We start from the raw sequence: 19826 nt of genomic DNA on the forward strand, positions 1-19826 counted from the left end.
AATGAAACAGCAAAAACTATTACAAACAGTCTTATTTGGGTTTGCACTAAGCATAGTTTTTCAATTTTCGAATACGCTAAATGCGCAAAGAAAAAAGAAACCTAATGTTTTATTAATATATACAGATGACCATCGCTATACAGGAGTACATGCATTAGGTGGGCAAGACGTACAAACCCCAAATATAGATAGCCTAGCAGAGCAAGGCCTTATTTTTAGTAACACCTTTTTAATGGGATCCTTTAATGGAGGAACATGTGTGCCTAGTAGAGCTCAATTATTATCTGGCCGAAAGTTATTCGATTTAAAAGGAATAGGCAGAGTTATACCAAAAAAACATACTAGTATTGGAGAAGCCTTTCAAGAAGCAGGTTATCATTCTTTTATGAGCGGAAAATGGCATCAAGACAATGCCTCCTTAGCCAGGATGTTTAATGATGGGGCAACAGTTATGAGTCGTGGTATATACCTTACAGACCATTATAGAATGCCACATTGGGATTGGGTTGCCGATGGCAATTATAAAAAAGAAGATGGTTACCTTTTAGTATATAATAAAAAAGGAGATATCGTAAGAAGACCAGTAACCAAAGAGGACAAAAAAGGGCCTTTTGGCACAGAAAAAAATGGCCCGCATACTTCTGAGACTTACGCTAAAAATGCTGTAGATTTTATAACGAACCACAACTACAAAAAGCCTTTTTTTATGTACTTGGCTTTCCATGCACCGCATGACCCAAGACAAGCACCTAAAAAATTTAAAGACATGTATCCGGAAGAAAACATAAAATTAACTCCGTCCTATTTAGCACAACACCCTTTTGATAATGGGCATATGACCACTCGTGATGAATCTTTAGATATATGGCCCAGAACACCTAAAATTGCACGTAAACACTTATCTGATTATTATGCTACTATTACTCATTTAGACCATCAAATAGGAAAAGTTATTACCTCTTTAAAAGAAAAGGGACAATATGAAAATACTATAATTGTACTTTCTGGCGACAGTGGACTTGGTGTAGGGAACCATGGACTTCTAGGTAAACAAAATATTTATGATGAAGATGGTGTTCATGTTCCATTTATCATTTCAGGAAAAATTAAGGGAGACGGAAGAAGAATAGACGCCTTTAGTTATATTCATGATATTTTTCCAACCATTTGCGATTTAGCTAATATACCTATACCTACCTCTGTTTCTGGAAAAAGCTTGGCACCTGTAATAGACAATAAAAAGAAACAGATAAGAGATTATACCTACCATGCCTATAGACAACACCAAAGAGCATATAGAAAAGGAGAATACAAGTTAATAGAATTTGTACAAGCTCCAGATATTTCTAAAAGCAAAGAAAAGATAGTTTCTGGTAGCAAAACTACCCTTCTATTCCATATTAAAAAAGACCCATGGGAAGTCACCAATTTGGCATTCTTAAAAGAATATAAAACTATTCTAAAAAACATGAGAAAAGAAATGAAAGCAAAAGCTTTAGAATTAAATGACTATAAAGAACGCTTAGATTACCCTGTCGATTTTTGGGATTATTATTAAACACAATTTATTTTGTTTCATTAAAAAATACTCGTGTTTATTTAGCTTGTATAGAAAAAGTATAAACAAGAATAAATTTAACACAGCCGCAAAGAAGTAACTTACAACCTTAATAAAACATATGTGTTAGGGAATTACCTATTTGTAAACTAATTAAAGAACTAACCCTTGTATTTTTATAAGGTCTTCTTTTTAACACTACTATTAAAAATGAAAATATACTTAAAAAAACAAAACTTATATACCGTTCTTATTATACTATTTACCCACATTACTGTCTTTGCAACAGATTTTAATGTTCTAGACTATGGTGCAAAAGCAGATGGCATAACTCTAGACACCAAAGCAGTGCAAAATGCTATTGATGCCTGCACAAAAAGTGGCGGTGGCAAAGTAATTATTCCGTCTGGAAAAACCGTAGTTATAGGCACTATATACCTAAAAGACTTTGTTACTTTACATGTAGAAAACGGTGGAGTTCTACTAGGTAGTCCTAATTACAATGATTATGCTACAGATACGCATAAAAACATGTACAAGAATGAACCACATATGAACCGTTGTCTCATTTTTGCTAAAGATGCTAAAAACTTTGCAATTGAAGGATTTGGAAGTATAGACGGTAATGGTTACAAAAAAAACTTCACCAAAAAGAAAGGTGGCAGACCCATGCTCCTTCGATTTTTAAATTGCAATAAAATACAACTAAAAAATATTACACTTAAAAACCCTGCAGCTTGGACATCTGCCTGGTTGTATTGCAATGAAATAACTGTGGAAGGAATTAAAATTCTTAGTCGTGTTAACAACAATGGTGATGGTTTAGATTTTGATGGTTGTACCGATGTTAGAGTCTCTAACAGCTCTTTTGATACTAGTGATGATTCTATTTGCTTACAAGCATCTATGCCAGACAAACCATGTAAAAATGTTGTAGTTACCAATTGCACGTTTACTAGCAAATGGGCAGGAATGCGCATTGGATTGTTATCTAGAGGAAACATTGAATCTGTTACCGTTAGTAATTGTACTTTTAATGATATTCAAGATTCTGGACTAAAAATTCAGCTAAACGAAGGAGGTATTATGCAGAACATGGTGTTTTCTAACCTTGTAATGAAAAACGTACCAAGACCAGTGTTTATGACTTTTGCACAACAAAAGGCTTGCGTAGATGCTCCTGAAGAGATGTATCCCATGAAAGCAATGAAGAATTTTACATTTCAAAACATAATAGCAGATAATACGGCATTAGATAAAAACTCGGCCTTCTTCATAACGGGTATGCCCAAGCATTATATAGAAAATATTATTCTAAAAGATATACAATTTCTAGTCTCGGGAGGCGGTACACAAGAGGATGCCAATAAATCAAAAATTAATGAATACACATTAGAAGTTTTAAAAGGTTGGTGGCCAGAATTTAGTTTAGTGGGCACGCTCCCCGCATCAGGGATTTTTGCACGTCATGTAGATGGATTAGTTGTAGATAATTTTAATTTAATCATTACAAACAACGACCACAGAAAACCTATTGTTTTGCACGATGTTTTAAATGATAATATCCACAATGTATTTCTTAATAAAAAATCCATTGAAGCAAACCAAATAAACAGAAAATAAACTATGCACACATATAGCACTATAAAAAACAAGCTCTTTCTTATACTCCTCATAGCATACAGTATTACTTCTATTGCGCAAAAAAACAAGCCAAACGTTGTAGTTATTTACACAGATGACCATCGCTATTCTGGTGTACACGCACTTGGTGGCATGGCTGTACAAACGCCAAATTTAGATGCACTAGTAGATGCTGGAGTTTCATTCTCCAAAGGATATTTAATGGGTTCTTTTTCTGGAGCAACTTGTATTCCAAGTAGAGCTATGCTTATGACAGGAAGAAATGTTTTTGAGCTTCAAGGAATCGGAAAGACAATTCCTAAAGAGCATAAAACTATGGGAGAAGTTTTTCAAGAAAATGGATATCACTCTCAAATTGTTGGAAAGTGGCATCAAGATAAAGCCTCTTTACATCGCTCTTTTAATGATGGAGAAAAATTAATGGGTATAGGAGTGTATTTAACGGACCACTTTAGAATGCCATTATGGGATTGGGATAAAAAAGGCAAATTTTCTAAGGAAGATGCCTATCTCTTAACCTATAATGAAGACGGGAAAATTGTTAGAAGACCTGTAAATAAAAATGACAAAAGAGGTCCAACAGGAACAGAAGAAGACGGGCCACACACTTCTGAAATTTTTGCAGAAGATGCTTCTAAATTCATCAAAAAATATAAAAAGAAGAAACCTTTTTTTATGTACTTGGCTTTCCATGCACCGCATGACCCAAGACAAGCGCCACAGGAGTATAGAGATATGTATCCTCCAGAAAATATAGAATTACCTCCCTCCTATTTAGCACAACATCCTTTTGATAATGGACACATGGTTCTCCGAGATGAAGAATTGGCAGAATGGCCTAGAACACCAAAAATTGCTAAGCAACAATTAGCAGATTACTATGCAATTATTACGCATTTAGATGCTCAAGTTGGTAAGGTTATATCTGCTCTAAAAGAAAGCGGCGCTTATGACAATACATTAATTGTATTTGCCGGAGATAGTGGTTTGGCCGTTGGTAATCATGGCTTAATGGGTAAGCAAAACATATATGATGAAGATGGCGTTCATATCCCATTAGTTTTCTCAGGAAACTTAGTAAAAGACAAGGGCACTAAAAGAGATGCTTTTGCCTATAATTTTGATATTCTACCAACTTTATGTGAGTTTACTAATATTAAAAAACCATCCTCTGTAACTGGCTCAAGTTTATTACCCATAATAAATAAAAAAACCGATGCAGTTAGGGATTACACATACCATGCCTACAAACAATTCCAAAGAGCATATAGAAAAGGAGATTATAAGCTTATTGAATATGTTAGAGCTAAAGATTATCACAAAAAAAAGGGCGAATCTATTAGAGGCTCTAGGGTTACACAATTATTTAATATTACAAAAGACCCATGGGAAGTATATGACCTTTCTTTCTTTCCTGAATATGCAGAAACGGTTAAAATTATGCGTGTAGAAATGAAAGAAAAAGCGCGAGAATTAGGAGATAAAAAAGCCAATATAGAAGGCGAAAAATATGATTTTTGGGAATTTTATTAACTTTTAAAAATTTTATTTGACTACTCATAAAAACTAACTAAAAATGAAAAACTTAAGTCGTAGAAATTTCATGAGAACCACCGGAACAGCTGCAGCCGGAATAGCAATTCTTCCAAATTTACTAAGTGCTTCACCAAATAGCACTGTTAACATTGCTGTTGTTGGTGTTGGTGGTAGAGGCACAAATAACTGGACTCAAATTCAAGGTTTATATCCAATTTCTAACGATGATAAAACAAAACTAAGAAAGCCACATAAACACGTAAATATTGTTGCTTTATGTGATATAGATGATTTGGCGTTAGAGAAAGCTTCTTCTAGACTTCCAAGAGCAAAAAAGTTTAAAGATTTTAGAGTTATGCTAGATAAAATGCATACTCAAATAGATGCTGTAATAGTTTCTACTCCAGACCATACACATTTTGCAGCTACCATGGCCGCAATGGAAATGGGAAAACATGTGTATGTAGAAAAACCTTTAGCACATAATATATGGCAATTACGCACTCTTAAAAAAGCAGCAGACAAATATGGTGTAATTAATCAAATGGGAAACCAAGGACATGCATCAGACGGTATACGAAATGTAAAAGAATGGTATGACCAAGGATATTTAGGGGAAGTAAAAGAAGTTTTAGCTTGGTTTAATGGTCCAAGATTTGAATGCCATGAGAAAGGATGGTTTTGTAAACCAGAAACTTTCCCCCCTACAGCGCAACCTATCCCAGATAATATAGATTGGGATTTATGGCTAGGCCCTACAAAAAATAGACCTCATAACACACATTATACGAGAAGATTTTGGCGTTCTTACTACGAATTAGGAAATGCAATGTTAGGAGATTGGGGTTGCCATACGTTAGATGCTCCATTTTGGGCTTTAGATTTAGGTATGCCAACAACAGTAGAGCCATTACATGCTAAACTTAGTGAAGTACCAAATTCCTTTTTACCAGACGAATCTATCCTAAAATACCAATTTCCAGAAAGAGGTAACAAACCCCCGGTAACTTTAACCTGGCACGAAGGTGGTAAAAAACCAGAAAATCGTCCAGAATGGGAAATGGACAAACTACCCGGAAATGGTATGTTAATGATTGGTGAAAAAGCTACTGTTATGACAGGTGGAAGACCTAATGATGCAAGAATTCTTATGCCTAAAGTAGAATGGGAAGCTTTTAAAATAAAAGGATGGAAAAAAACTATTCCAAGAATTCCCAGAGAAAGTCCACATGATGAGTTTATTGCAGCTATTAGAGGAAAAGGACCAAAACCCGGTTCTGACTTTGCTTATGGAGCAGACCTAACAGAAATGTCTCTCCTTGGTGTTTTTGCACAGAGGTTCAATACTAAAATTGAATATGATGCTGCCACTATGAAAGTTACAAACCAGCCAGGTCTGCAATCTTATATTAAAGAAGAGGTTCGTGAAGGATGGGCTTATGGTGAGAATCTATGGTAGAATTAATTAAACATAAATAAGATGAAAAAAGCACAAATTATATGGACGTTACTTTTATTACTTCCATTAAGTATTTTAGCTCAAGAAACTAAGCCAAATATTGTTTGGATTTTTTCCGATGACCATTCTTACCAAACTATAGGAGCATATGGCGGAAGGCTACAACACCTTAACCCTACCCCTAATATAGACAAACTAGCAGAGCAAGGAATGCGCTTTGAAAGAAGTTATGTAGAAAACTCTATTTGCGCACCAAGTAGAGCTGCTTTATTAACAGGAAAAATGAGCCATTTGCATGGTAAAACTATCAACAGGAAAGAAGCCATTTTTAATCATGACCAACAACAGTTTCAAAAAATATTACAACAAAATGGATACCAGACAGCAATGATTGGTAAAATACATTTAGATGGAAAAATGCAAGGTTTTAATTATTGGGAGGTTTTACCTGGGCAAGGAAAGTACTACAATCCCCAATTTATCACAGAAGAAGGGGAAACCAATTATAAAGACCGTTATGTTACAGAAGTTATAACAGAACGTGCCTTAAATTGGTTAGAAAAAGAACGTGATAAAAGTAAACCATTTATGGTAATGGTACATCACAAAGCACCGCATCGTAATTGGGACCCTGCTAAACAGCACATGGAATTATATGAAGATATAAAAATACCTGAACCCGATAATTTATTTGATGATTATAGCACCAGAGCTACCCCAGCTCATAATCAAGAGTTAGACATTGCAACGAGTATGAATCTAGATAGAGATTTAAAAGCTTCTGGAAAACTTTATGCAAAGGACCCTAGATTTACAAAACGTTATAAGAAAATTGCAAGCGGTGAACTAAAAGGGAAAGAATTAACAAGGTGGAAATACCAAAACTATATGAAAGATTACCTACGATGCATTAAATCTGTAGACGAAAGTGTAGGACAAGTAGTAAAATCTCTTAAAGAACAAGGTTTAGATAAAAATACAATAGTAATATATTCTTCGGATCAAGGGTTTTATATGGGAGAACATGGTTGGTTTGACAAACGTATGATGTATGAAGAATCTTTTAGAACTCCATTAATAGTAAAATGGCCTGGAAAAATTAAAGCCGGTAGTGTTAATACAGATTTAGTTCAAAATATTGATTTCGCAGAAACTTTTTTAGACATAGCAGGTGCTCCAATTCCAAACGATATGCAAGGAAAAAGTCTTGTCCCATTATTAGAAGGAGAAACACCAAAAGACTGGAGGAAATCTTTATACTATCACTATTATGAATATCCAGGGGCACATGCCGTTAGAAGACATGAAGGAGTTGCTACAAAGCGTTATAAACTTATTCGTTTCTACGGTCCAGGTGTTTTAAACAATGAGGAATGGGAATTTTACGATTTAGAGAAAGACCCATCTGAAATGAATAACATGTATAGTAATACTTCCAACACTGTATCTAAACTAAAAAAAGAACTTAGTAAACTCCGTAAAGAATATAAAGTAGAATAAAACTAGCTAAAAACTATACAATACCGCAAAATAACTAATAGTAATAGTCTTTGTTAGGACTAGACATATACTATAATAACAAAACCATTTGTTTAAGTAGTACTTATTTGTATAAGATAACTTTACGATTATACTAATAGTAAAATATAATCATGCTAAAGTTACAATATACTAGCCTCTTAATTTTGTTAGCTATTTTTCAGTTACAGTGTCAAAATAAAGAAACCTCAACAAGTTCTTTTTTTAAAAAAATAAAAAATGAAAGAGTAACTTCAAATCAATCCGTAGAATGGAAAAACTTCGGGCCTGGAATGTCTGGTTATAATGAAGAGTTTTGGTGTCACCCAACAGATGAAAATGTGATGTTTATGGGGCCAGATATGCATGTGAGTTACGGTACATGGGATAATGGTAAATCATGGCATTCTATTAAAGATTATGATGGTGATGGAAAATGTATGGAGCGTGTTCTAGATATTGTGTTTTCTATACAGAATCCAGATTTTGGATTAGCTCTAGAAAGGCGAGGGAAAATTTTTAAAACTACAAATAGAGGTAGAAATTGGGAATTAGTGTATACCATTCCAAGAGCTGAAAAATCGGCTTATAATGCCCATACTAAAATGGCTATTCACCCCACTAATGATGCTATTTGGTTTGTGGGAGCGGGCGATTTTTGGAATGTCAAGAATAACCACCGTTCAGAAAAATTAATTCATGGGAAAAAGCATTCAAGAGCAAGTTATGGTTATGTGTTAAAAACCACAAATGCCGGTAAAACATGGAAAAAAGTAGCTACTAATATTTCAGAAGATTTAGATATTGCAAGAATTATAGTAAATCCTGTAACACCAAATCAGATGTACATTGCTACTAATTTTGGTTTTTTTGTAAGTAATGATACAGGAGAAACTTGGGAATCTAGTGGAAAAGGACTTCCAAATAATTTACCTAGAGATTTAACATCTTATTATAATCCTAAGACAAAAGAATTTATTTTATACCTAGTTGAGCAAACAGTTTATGAACCTAACGGAAAATCAATTGCAACTAAAGGAGGCGTTTTTAAAAGCAACAATGGCGGAAAAACTTGGGAGAATATTACCGGTAATTTAGGCGTAAACTATAATAAAATAACAGATAAGTCTCACAGAAATAACTACCATAGAGTATTAAGCTATTGGTTTGATGTAGAATCTAGAAAGGTATATCCAGAATTTCCAGAAAACACTTATTCTATTTTTAACAGAATTGCTGTAAACCCCTTAAATAAAAACGAGATATATTTAGTAGCAAATCAGCGTCATGATAAAAGTTTTGGTCCTGGTGATGCTTGGAAAACCGAGGACGGTGGTCAAACTTGGAAAATATGCGCACGTGCAGGAAACTATTGGAATCAAAATAAAGATAAAACCTATTGGGAAAGCAAAGGGTTTGACAAAGGAGCAAACGTAGAGTTTGCACATGTTGGAATTGCCAATGCTGAACAAAATGAGGTGAGATTTGGTAGTAGGAGTTTAGCAATTAATTCTAAAGGAGAAGTGTTTATAGGGGTGCAGCAGCAAACACAACGCTCAAATGATGGAGGTAAAACATGGAAACAAGTAGATGATTATGAAACGGCACCGGGCAGTAATATTTGGGTTGGTCGTGGAGATAGTAATTTACCCGGACGTCAAATGTTACTAGAAACAGGTATTAAAGATCGTTATTTGCTTTGTAGTGGAGAACATGGTTTATGGGAAACTGCACCTTTAGGAGATTACCCAGATAAAGATGCCGTGGCAGTAAAACAAATTGAAGGTCAAGTGCATGACCATAGTGGCAATCATGGTTTGCATTCTGCATCTACAGTGGCTGTACATCCTAATAATCCTAATATCATTTACACTATTGGTTGGAGACAGGAGCATCGTGGAAAAATGCGCAGATCTAAAGATAGGGGTAAAACTTGGGAAAACATTTCAACTATTTTTAAAGGTAAAAACCCAGAATACAGAGGTATTGCATTTCAAGGATCATTAATAATTGCCCCAGAAGTTCCAGACAATATGTATTTCACCGCCATTCGCCATGTAGTTCAAGAGGTTGGTGCGTCTCCAAAAGAAAGTGTAATGTCTAAAGGGAAATTTGGTGTGTATCGCTCAAATGATGGTGGTTATAATTGGGAATTAAGTAATAAAGGACTTCCTAAACTAGTTAGTGTGCGTCGTTTAACTATGGATTCTTCGAATTCCAAAGTAATATACGCCTCGGTTAATCAAAGAAACAAACATCAAGAAGGAGGACTATACAAATCTTTAGATGGAGCATTAACTTGGGAAAAAGTGAAGATTCCTTCTCAAATACAATCCGTTAATAACTTATTTATAGATAGGCATACAAAAGATATGTATATGTCTACAGGTTCAAGTTTTGGCTCATACGAAGCAGGAGGTGTTTGGAAAAGTACTGATAATGGAAAAAGTTGGAAGAAATTCTTCAAAGCGCCTTATGTGTGGCAAGCAGAAGTCTCTCTGGTAAACCCAAAACTTATTGTAGTAAATGTGCCTTATCATTCACAATTTAAAAATCCAGGTTTATACTTAACACAAGACGCTGGTAAAAGTTGGTCTAAGATTAATAAAGGTATTGGGCAACCAGATAAAATGACAGATTTTAAACCAGATCCATATAACGAGAATATACTTTGGTGTGCTGCCTGGGGCAGTGGATGGTTTAAGGCTAAATTAAAAAAATTATAACTAGAAAACTATGACGCGAAAACTCTTTTTTTTATTGGTACTAACCATAATGTTTAGTCCATTTATGTTAGGTCAAGAAAAACCAAATTTTATTGTTATTGTAGCCGATGACCTAGGGTATAATGACCTTGGTTTTACGGGGTCAAAAGAAATTGAAACACCAGCTTTAGATAAACTAGCAAAAGGAGGTGTAATATTTACAAATGGTTATGTAACGCATCCATATTGTGGGCCATCTAGAGCAGGATTAATTTCTGGGAGATATCAAGCTAGATTTGGTTTAGAAATCAATTTAACCAATTCTCATTTTGATTCGCATAACGGTTTACCAACGACAGAAACTACATTTGCAAAAAGATTAAAAACATCGGGTTACAGAACTGGAATGATTGGTAAATGGCATTTAGGTGCTTCTTATCCTTTTCATCCTAATAATAGGGGGTTTGATTATTTCTATGGATTTTTATCTGGCGGACACACCTATTGGCCCAAAAATGTAACTACAACATATCCTTTATACTTAAAAAACGGGAAACCACATTATACTGCTAATGAAGGAGGGTATTGGCCATTATTAAGAAATAACAATGCTGCGGAATTTAATGAGTATTTAACAACTGCATTAAGTAGAGATGCTGCAAAATTTGTTAAAGAAAGTGATAATCCTTTCTGCCTTTATTTAGCCTATAATGCACCTCATGCGCCATTAGAGGCACCAAAAGAATTAATTGATAAATATGCGCATATTAAAAACAAGCAACGTAGAATATATGCGGCTATGGTTGATGCTATGGATCAAGGAATTAGTATGGTAGTAAAAGCACTTGAAGATTCTGGTAAATTAGATAATACTCTTATTTTCTTCATTTCGGATAATGGAGGAATTGTAGATAAAACAAGAAAAGAATTTGAACCTCGAAGAAAAACAAAAGATTGGGGAGATAATACTCCATATAGAGGTGGTAAAGGAAGTATGTTTGAAGGAGGACATCATGTACCCTTTATAGCACATTGGCCAAAAGGAATTTCTAAGGGTAGTACATATGAGTTACCTATTTCGGCATTAGATATTGCCGCAACTCTAGTCGATTTAGGTAAAGGAGATACCTCAGGAAAACCTTTAGAAGGAGTTAATCTTATTCCATATGTGCAAGGTAAAAATAAAGGAGTACCCCACGAAGCATTATTCTGGAGAATGGACAGCGGAAAAAAATGGGCTGTAAGAACTCCTGAAGCAAAATACTTTCTACCACGTGATGAAACAGGATTGAATGGTGGTTTTCTAGTAGACATGGTTAAAGATCCTTACGAAAGCACTAACATTATTGAAAAGAACCCTAAGCTTAGAAAAAAACTTGCCAAACTTTGGAATGAATGGAACACTAAAAATGAGCCTAACAAATATTTACAAGCAGGTAGTTATCAAAAAGCACGATTAAAATTCTATCAAGAACTTAGAACGAAACTAGATATCGAAGCAAAAAAAGAAAAACCATTGGTTATTAAATAATATAGTAATAAAACAGATGAAAACAATTAACACATATTTCTTAACATTAGTTCTTGCATTTTCAACGTTTTTAGGGTTTTCACAGAAACAACCTAACATTGTTTTGCTTTTTGCAGATGATATTAGCGCAAGAGAATTACCAATTTACGGCTCAACAGTTTGGAGTCCGCCAACAGGAGGAACAACATCAGATCCAAAATACAAGGCAGTAACTCCTGTGCTAGATAAAATAGCAGAAGAAGGTTGTTTTGTAAAAACAGCTTGGGCATCAACAGTTTGTGGTCCAAGTAGAGCAATGATGATGACGGGGCGTTATGCACATTTACATAAGTGGTGGCATAATAAAGACAAAGGAAAAGCACCAAACGGTAAAGGAAGTTGGAATTTATATGATAGTTCGCCACACAGTATAGCTCATGTAGCAAAAGCAGGTGGTTATGCCACATTTTGGGCAGGAAAAACCCAAATGAATATTGAAGGATTTCCGTTTGATGAAGGTTGCTTTACTCCTGGAGAAGGCTCTTATAATAAAGCTATTCACACCACAGATTTTAGATTAGAAACCAGAAAAATAGATGGCAAAAAAGTAATTTATAATGCAGATACCAATAAGCCTATTCACAAGAAAAGTTATGTGCAATCTGGCTGGTACTGGAAACCACATGTACAGTTAATGAATCACCCAGATGCAAAAGAAAAATTTGTTTGGTGGCCTAATGATAAGAAGTCTAAGAAAACATTTGGGTTAGATACTTTTGGTCCAGATGTAGAATTAGAATTTACTTTCGATTTTATTGAAAGAAAAGTAAAAGAGAACAAACCGTTTTTTGTTTATCACACAAGCCATTTAGGACACGATGCTTGGGATTTTCTTCATCCAAGTACAAAAGGTAAATGGCCAGGGACGCCAAAAATTAATTGGGATGGTAAAAAATATAAACGCACAACACCAAAAGTTACTGGAGATAATGGTGTTTACAATGACTATGGCACTATAACCGAAAATGGTATTCACACACATATTAATTATTTAGATTACCAAGTCTGGCAATACCTTAACAAGTTCAAAGAATTGGGTATTGAAAACAATACTATTTTCATTTTTTGTGCAGACAATGGAACAAGTGGTTACGGAAAGTCAAGTCCAATTTCTCAAAAAGGGACGCATGTACCATTAATTATTTATGCGCCAGGAATGAACTTAACTAAAAAAGGAGCGCAGGATGCCTTAGCTAATATGGCAGATTTAATTCCAACTATAGCCGATTTAGGAGGTGTTGAAATTCCAGATTCTTATGAGATGAATGGAGAAAGTTTAATACCTTTCTTAACTACAGACAAACCTAAGCATAGAGAGTGGGTTTATGGGTATCATAAAGAAACTACCATGATTAGAGGCGATTTAGTCATGAAAGACGGAAATAATGTTTGGTATAATGTAAGTACATATCCGGAAGATTTAATTAATTTTCCTAAGATAAAAGATTGGAGTAAAGTATCTGAGGCACATAGAAAAGAACGTGATGAATTAAAAAAAGTGGTGCCAAGGTTTGATCAACATGCAACGGCACATGACGCTCCAAAAGGAGGGTATGGTAAAGTTGCTCCTTTAGTGAAGAAATAGTAAACCATATATAAAATGAATCTTAAAAATTTAGTTTTTGCAGCTGTTAGTTTATTCTTTTTAACAGTAAACTCACAGTCAAGAGGTGTTTTTGTATCCACAGAATCAGATGTTACAAAAATAGCTCTAGAAAAGTTAGCCACTCAAATTAGTTTTTCAAAATCTAATATTGAAGCAGTTAAGAAATCTAAATTAATTGATTCAAAAATTATTTTACTTAATACTGAAAAAGATAAGGCTTGGATAAAAAAGTTTAAGCTTAACACTAGTGATATTAAATCTGAAGGTTTTCAAATTATCAATAAAGAAAATGATACATACCTAATAGCTTCTGATGAGGCTGGTTTAATGTATGGTATTTTAGAGCTAAAAGATCAGCTTAAACTTTACGGTGTTAACTCAAAATTTAAGGAGAAAACAGAAAATCCGCATTTCTCATTCAGGGCTGTTAAATTTAATCTACCATGGTCTTCTTATAGAATAGGTGAGTCGTTACATCTTCATATGAAAACGGTAAAAGACACTGTGTTTTGGGAAGGTTATTTAGATATGATGGCTGAAAATAGATTGAATGCTTTGACGTTATGGAATTTGCATCCATTCACGTTCATGATTCAACCTGAAAAATTTCCTGAAGCAACACAATTTACAGGGCAAGAGTTTAAAGATTGGCAAAAATTCTGGAGAACCTTGTTTAAAATGGCAAAAGACCGAAATATAGAAACCTATATTATAAACTGGAATATTATTACATCACCTGGTATAACAGAAACGCATGATGTAGCTAATTATAAAGACGATTTAGAATGGCATTATGGTTTTACACCTGCAGATACCTCGCAGGTAATTGTAGACTATATGCGTGAAACCATAACCCAAACCATTAATGAATATCCAAATTTAACAGGCTTAGGAGTTAGCATTGGTGAGCGTATGAAAATGCCAATGGAAGATGCTATGAAATGGGTGGAAAGCACCTTTATTGAAGGTATGAAGAATGCCGATAGAAAGGTGAAGTTTATTCATAGAGCACCTTTTAAGGTAGAACCAGAAGTAGCTAGAGAATATATTGAGTCTTATACCGATACTGAAGGACCAATAATTATGGAGTTTAAATTCAATTGGTCTCATGGGCATTCTACACCTAATTTGGCTATTACGCATGGCGGTAAAGTATCAGACCAATATTGGAATCCTAAACCCAAAAACTACAAAATGGCGTGGATGATGCGTAATGAAGATTTTATTATGCTTAATTGGGGAAATACAGCATTTATTAAGGAACACATTAAAGTAAATGATTTTCCAGATATCACCATGGGCTATTTTATTGGTTCGGAAACTTACATTCCAGCAAAAGAATACAGGATGAATCTCAATGTAAAATACAACTGGAAATATGCCTATGAAAAAGATTGGGAATTCTACCAAATGTGGGGCCGTTTAATGTATGACCCAAAAACTAGTGATGATTATTTTATTAAAAACTTCAAGTACAGATATGGTGATGAGGTAGGAGAACCTCTTTTTAAAGCCTTACAGTTAGGTAGTGAAATGCCATTAAGGTTTTCAACATTCTATAGAGGTACTTGGGATTTTACCATTTATGCTGAAGGGTTTTTAAATGGAAAACAACTGTATCGAAATTATAAAGAAGCAGAAGATGCATTTATCAGAATTGATGAAATGATTACCCATCCAACCTTAGATCCATTATATCTTAATATTGATACATATACGAATCTGAAATTGAAAGGGGATTCAATTTCAGAAGAACAAGTTTCTCCGCTAGAAATAGCTAAAGAAATGGAACAAAACGGATTGAAAATTTTACAGTTATGTGAATCAATGAAAGATAAGAATACCAAAGATGAAGCTAATTTTAATATTGAAGTTAATGATGTAAAGTCATGGGCAAACATGAGTCTTTATTTTGCAGATAAACTTATGGCGGGTATATATTTAGACGAGGCTATTAAAACTAAAAGCGAAGTAAAGAGAGTAAAAGCAATTCAATACTTAAAAAAAGCATCAAAACACTGGTTAGATCTTATAGATTCAACAAAACAATATCAAGAAGTGTCTTTACTGCATATTAGGTCTTTTAAATTTTCATGGGAACTTTATTATCCAAGGGTTTTAAAAGATATTGAAATAGCAGAAAACATTAAATTTTAAAGCTTATGAAAAACATGAAATTAAGACTATTTATAATTTTAACCTTCTTATTATTTGGTAAACTAGTCTTAGGTCAAGAACAACAACCAAATGTTCTATGGGTATTAACAGATGATCATAGATATGATGCTATTCGTTCCTTTAACAAAATGCTTACTAATAATGAAATGAGTAATTTAGGTTATGTTGAGTCTCCCAATATTGATCGTCTAACCAAAATGGGAACAACTTTTTTAAACACCTATTCTCAGGCTCAAGGCTGTGCACCATCTCGCGCTTCCATACATTATGGGCGTTACCCTTTCCGATCTGGTGTTTATGAATTTGAGTATCATAATAATAACACAGAAAACTCATATCCTCACTTACCTCAGCAGATGGAAAAATTAGGATACCAAACAGTTCATATTGGAAAATTAGGGGTTAGATTAAGAACTATAAAAAATGGCAAAGCTGTTGATCCAAAAATGTATCAAACAGATATTAGTGCAAAAATTCTTGCAAATGAAGGTCTTGCAGAATGGGGAAAAATTTCTTTACTCAAAGAAATTAATGGGCAAAAATTAGTTAAGCCTTTTAGAAACATTAAGTATTTAAAAACCGAAGATGGAAAATATCATTTTTTTAATAAAGAGCTAGAAAAGAAAAATCCTCAATTCGCCGGAATGGCGAAAAATATATATGAAAAGTTAGATTTACTACGTAAGCATACACCAAAAAAACCAGAAACTGAATTTAGTGATGGTATTTTAGGAGGTGTAAGCCCAAGACCTGCAGGTAAAACGCGCGATGGTTATTATAACTCTTCTTTTAAAGACTATTTATTTAATGAAAATAAAGAGTTTAATTTGGGAAATGCAACATTTAAAGGAGTAGACCCATCTAAACCTTTATTTTGCCATATTGGTTATGATTTTCCTCACACACCTGTTTTACCACCAAAAGAATATCGGGAACGTTTTAAAAAACATAAATATAAAATTCCTGAAATGACAAAAGAGGAATGGGCTAAAATGCCAGCTCAACTTAAGAAACAAGTGAATAATGCTTATTCTAATGATTTTACAAAGGAGCAGAAACAAAAAATGATTCAGGATTATTATGCCTTTTGTGCATATGGAGATGCTTTGGTAGGAGAAGCTATTGATACTTTCATTAAATATAGTAACAATAAGAAACAACCTTGGTTAGTTGTTTATGTTAATGGAGACCATGGATGGAAATTAAATGAACATGGTGCTTATTCAAAATTTACTCCTTGGGATATTGATGCTCACAATCCAATTGTTGTCGTATCATCAGACAAAAAAGCATTTTCAGAAGGAAAAGTTGTTAAGGATTATACGGAGTTTGTAGATATAGCACCTACAATTTTAAGTGCCGCAGGAGCAGATATTAATACAGAGCAATTTAATTATTTAGACGGAATTAACTTAGCAAATGTTGCTACTGGAAAAGCCCCTAAGAGAGATTATGTTATAGGAGAAAGCCATGCCGTTACAGGACCTAGAGCTTTTATTAGAACCAAAGAATATGTGTTTTCTATGCAAACAAGACCAAGTAAAAAGCGTGGTGAGAATATGAATTGGGCACTAACTGCTTCTTATAAAGATTTAGACCCTGCATTTTATGACATGACAGTAGACCCTAATGAAACTAATAACCTGGCTTTCAATAAATCATATCAAAAAATTGCACTTAAAATGAAAGAAAAACTCATTAATATTGTATTAGGAGACAATAGAGCTGAAGTTAATTGGGGTAAAGGAACTAAAGCTATTGGTACTAAGGTTTATAAAAGCAATTTTGCTCCTGGAGCTCATGATTATAAATTAAAGGTTAAAAAATAGAATGAAACAACTAATACCACTTTCAATCTTGTTTTTCGGAATCTTTTTATTCCCTAAACTATTAAACGCTCAATATATATACAACCCAAAAACTACAGAAGAATTACGTACTAGATCTGGCTTACCAAATTTCTTTAAAAAATTAAAAGAAGGGAAAGATGTAAAAGTGGGATACATTGGCGGTAGTATTACAAATGGAGGGTTGTGGAGAGCAAAATCAATAGAATGGCTTAAGAATGAATACCCTAAGGCAAACATAACTCAAGTTAATGCCGCAATAGGTGGTACAGGTCCAGAATATGGTGCTTGTAGAATTCAGAATCATTTGTTAAATCATAATCCAGATATGGTATTTATTGAGTACCGAGTGAATAATGGTGGAGCATACAAGGGAAGAGCCTTGGAGGGACTTATACCCCAGATATGGAAAAACAACCCTAATACCGAGATTTGTTTTATTTACACTATTTCTAAAGGAATGATCCCGGATATTTCTGAAGGACACCAAACCAATGCAGGGGTTAACATGGAACCTGTAGCAAATCATTATGGTATTACGTCTATAGAATTTGGGTTAGAGGTTGTTAAATTATTAAAAGAAGACAAGCTTGTGTTTAAAAAAGGAGACAGTCCGGCGAAAAGCAAAATTATTTTTTCAAATGATGGTACACATCCACTAGAGGCTGGCCACAATATTTATAGAGATGTTTTGGTAAGATCATTAAAGGCAATAGAAAATTACGGCACCACAGGTCCCAATTTAATCCCAAAGCCATTAAAGAAAAACATATTTTCAGGAGCCTCATTAGTACCCATTAAAAAAGCTAAATTTAGTTCTAAATGGAAAGATGTTGATTTAGGTGATGAAGTTGCTATTAATGATGATTTAACCGATAAAAATGGCGGTATTAAATCGTTATTTGTTAAAGCAAAGAAAACCGAAACTTTAGGAGAATCTTTTACTATTAAATGGGATGGTTTTTTATTGGGTCTTACAGCTTTATTAGAGGAAAAAGGGGATATCCAGATTGAGGTAATCACGGATGAAGGGCCTAGTAAAATTTATGATTTAAAATCAAGAACAGGTAAAACGCAGTCTAAATATTATTTTTTGAATGAAATAGGGGCTGGATCACATACAACAACAGTAAAGTTAATAAAACTTGCTCCTGGTAAAATTTTACAAATAGGTCAGTTTTTGGTTGTAGATAATTAACATGTCATCCCCATAAAACATTTACAAAACATTAAAAAAAGTTTTATACTTTATGAAAATCAACACTAAATATTACTATGCCGGATTATTCTTATTACTCAATGTCTCAATTTTTGTAGGATGCAAATCTAGCAAGAAGCTACAGTACAAAAACACTTCAAATATTGAAGAATGGATATCATTATTTAATGGAAAAAATTTAGAAGGATGGGATATTAAATTTACAGGAAAAGAGCTTAATGATAATTATAAAAATACCTTTGTTGCGGAAGATAGCATGTTGCGGATTAAATATGATGCATACTCGAAATTCAACAATGATTTTGGTCATTTATACTACAAGAAACCCTTCGCTTACTACAAATTAAGTTTTGACTATAGATTTACTGGTGAACAAACTAAAGGAGGATCTACTTCTAACAATAGAAATAGTGGTATAATGCTTCACTCCCAATCTGCTATAAGTAATGAATTTGACCAGCAATTTCCTGTTTCTGTAGAACTGCAACTTCTAGGAGGATTAAAAGACAAAAAAGCAAGACCAACTGGTAATGTATGTACACCAGGAACGCTAATTGTAACTGGAGAAAACATTAATTACAAACATTGTGTTTCCTCTAGTTCCAAAACTTATTACGGGGATCAATGGGTACATGCAGAAGCTATTGTTTTAGGAGGAGAATCTATGGCTTTTATAGTAGAAAACGATACTGTATTAAAATTTAAAACGCCACAAATTGGCAGTTTAGAGAAAAACAAACAATACAGAGGTGAAAATTGGAAAAAATGGAAAATAAACAAGGAAACATGGAGTTCTAAAACTGGTGAAATTTTAAATGAAGGTTATATAGCTTTACAAGCCGAAAGTCATCCAATAGATTTTAAAAACTTAAAGGTATTAGACTTATGCGGTTGTAAAGACCCAAAGGCAAAAAATTATAAAACGTATTATATAAAAAACAAGCCTGAGTCTTGCTACTATTAATTTAAGATGAAAAGAATGGAAA

General features: G+C 33.8%; 12 protein-coding genes. All 12 read left to right on the forward strand.

Translation table 11 applies throughout. The annotated features are described in order from the left end of the window. Position 1: 1 nt before the first annotated feature. The 12 genes from CLV91_RS02120 to CLV91_RS02175 all read left to right on the forward strand — a co-directional run bounded on the left by CLV91_RS02120 (position 2) and on the right by CLV91_RS02175 (position 19804). Positions 2-1558, forward strand: coding sequence for a sulfatase-like hydrolase/transferase (locus CLV91_RS02120; RefSeq protein WP_121063498.1), 1557 nt, complete (start codon positions 2-4; stop codon positions 1556-1558). A 210-nt stretch (positions 1559-1768) separates the two neighbouring features. Further along, positions 1769-3181, forward strand: coding sequence for a glycoside hydrolase family 28 protein (locus tag CLV91_RS02125; protein ID WP_121063500.1), 1413 nt, complete (start codon positions 1769-1771; stop codon positions 3179-3181). 3 nt (positions 3182-3184) lie between these two features. Further along, entirely contained in the window at positions 3185-4735 is a 1551-nt protein-coding gene (locus tag CLV91_RS02130) for a sulfatase-like hydrolase/transferase (RefSeq protein ID WP_121063502.1), read from the forward strand. A gap of 43 nt (positions 4736-4778) precedes the next feature. After that, positions 4779-6197, forward strand: a complete 1419-nt coding sequence (locus tag CLV91_RS02135; protein WP_121063504.1) for a Gfo/Idh/MocA family protein — start codon at positions 4779-4781, stop codon at positions 6195-6197. Between the two features lie 21 nt (positions 6198-6218). After that, positions 6219-7697: a sulfatase family protein gene (locus tag CLV91_RS02140; protein ID WP_121063506.1), complete on the forward strand. Its 1479-nt coding sequence runs from the start codon at positions 6219-6221 to the stop codon at positions 7695-7697. A 152-nt stretch (positions 7698-7849) separates the two neighbouring features. Next, complete coding sequence (locus CLV91_RS02145) at positions 7850-10441, forward strand: VPS10 domain-containing protein (protein ID WP_121063508.1); 2592 nt, start codon at positions 7850-7852, stop codon at positions 10439-10441. 10 nt (positions 10442-10451) lie between these two features. Beyond that, positions 10452-11951 (forward strand): sulfatase family protein, encoded by a 1500-nt coding sequence (locus tag CLV91_RS02150; protein WP_170146685.1) that lies wholly within the window; start codon positions 10452-10454, stop codon positions 11949-11951. Positions 11952-11967: 16 nt separating this feature from the next. Further along, positions 11968-13575 (forward strand): sulfatase-like hydrolase/transferase, encoded by a 1608-nt coding sequence (locus tag CLV91_RS02155; RefSeq protein ID WP_121063512.1) that lies wholly within the window; start codon positions 11968-11970, stop codon positions 13573-13575. A 15-nt stretch (positions 13576-13590) separates the two neighbouring features. After that, positions 13591-15753, forward strand: coding sequence for a hypothetical protein (locus CLV91_RS02160; RefSeq protein WP_121063514.1), 2163 nt, complete (start codon positions 13591-13593; stop codon positions 15751-15753). Positions 15754-15758: 5 nt separating this feature from the next. Beyond that, positions 15759-17603 carry a sulfatase-like hydrolase/transferase gene (locus tag CLV91_RS02165; protein ID WP_121063516.1) on the forward strand — a complete coding sequence of 615 codons (1845 nt, stop codon included), beginning with the start codon at positions 15759-15761 and terminating at the stop codon, positions 17601-17603. A gap of 1 nt (position 17604) precedes the next feature. Then, positions 17605-18819: an SGNH/GDSL hydrolase family protein gene (locus CLV91_RS02170; protein ID WP_121063518.1), complete on the forward strand. Its 1215-nt coding sequence runs from the start codon at positions 17605-17607 to the stop codon at positions 18817-18819. A 52-nt stretch (positions 18820-18871) separates the two neighbouring features. Then, the gene (locus CLV91_RS02175) at positions 18872-19804 is read left to right on the forward strand and encodes a 3-keto-disaccharide hydrolase (protein ID WP_121063519.1); all 933 of its coding nucleotides are present in this window, start codon (positions 18872-18874) and stop codon (positions 19802-19804) included. Positions 19805-19826: the final 22 nt, after the last annotated feature.

Source organism: Maribacter vaceletii, assembly GCF_003634105.1.
Lineage (GTDB): Bacteria > Bacteroidota > Bacteroidia > Flavobacteriales > Flavobacteriaceae > Maribacter_B > Maribacter_B vaceletii.

Bases quoted from the DNA above. Each gene is read 5' to 3' on its own strand.
- CLV91_RS02120 (WP_121063498.1), top strand. From the start codon at position 2: ATGAAACAGCAAAAACTATTACAAACAGTCTTATTTGGGTTTGCACTA.
- CLV91_RS02125 (WP_121063500.1), top strand. From the start codon at position 1,769: ATGAAAATATACTTAAAAAAACAAAACTTATATACCGTTCTTATTATA.
- CLV91_RS02130 (WP_121063502.1), top strand. From the start codon at position 3,185: ATGCACACATATAGCACTATAAAAAACAAGCTCTTTCTTATACTCCTC.
- CLV91_RS02135 (WP_121063504.1), top strand. From the start codon at position 4,779: ATGAAAAACTTAAGTCGTAGAAATTTCATGAGAACCACCGGAACAGCT.
- CLV91_RS02140 (WP_121063506.1), top strand. From the start codon at position 6,219: ATGAAAAAAGCACAAATTATATGGACGTTACTTTTATTACTTCCATTA.
- CLV91_RS02145 (WP_121063508.1), top strand. From the start codon at position 7,850: ATGCTAAAGTTACAATATACTAGCCTCTTAATTTTGTTAGCTATTTTT.
- CLV91_RS02150 (WP_170146685.1), top strand. From the start codon at position 10,452: ATGACGCGAAAACTCTTTTTTTTATTGGTACTAACCATAATGTTTAGT.
- CLV91_RS02155 (WP_121063512.1), top strand. From the start codon at position 11,968: ATGAAAACAATTAACACATATTTCTTAACATTAGTTCTTGCATTTTCA.
- CLV91_RS02160 (WP_121063514.1), top strand. From the start codon at position 13,591: ATGAATCTTAAAAATTTAGTTTTTGCAGCTGTTAGTTTATTCTTTTTA.
- CLV91_RS02165 (WP_121063516.1), top strand. From the start codon at position 15,759: ATGAAAAACATGAAATTAAGACTATTTATAATTTTAACCTTCTTATTA.
- CLV91_RS02170 (WP_121063518.1), top strand. From the start codon at position 17,605: ATGAAACAACTAATACCACTTTCAATCTTGTTTTTCGGAATCTTTTTA.
- CLV91_RS02175 (WP_121063519.1), top strand. From the start codon at position 18,872: ATGAAAATCAACACTAAATATTACTATGCCGGATTATTCTTATTACTC.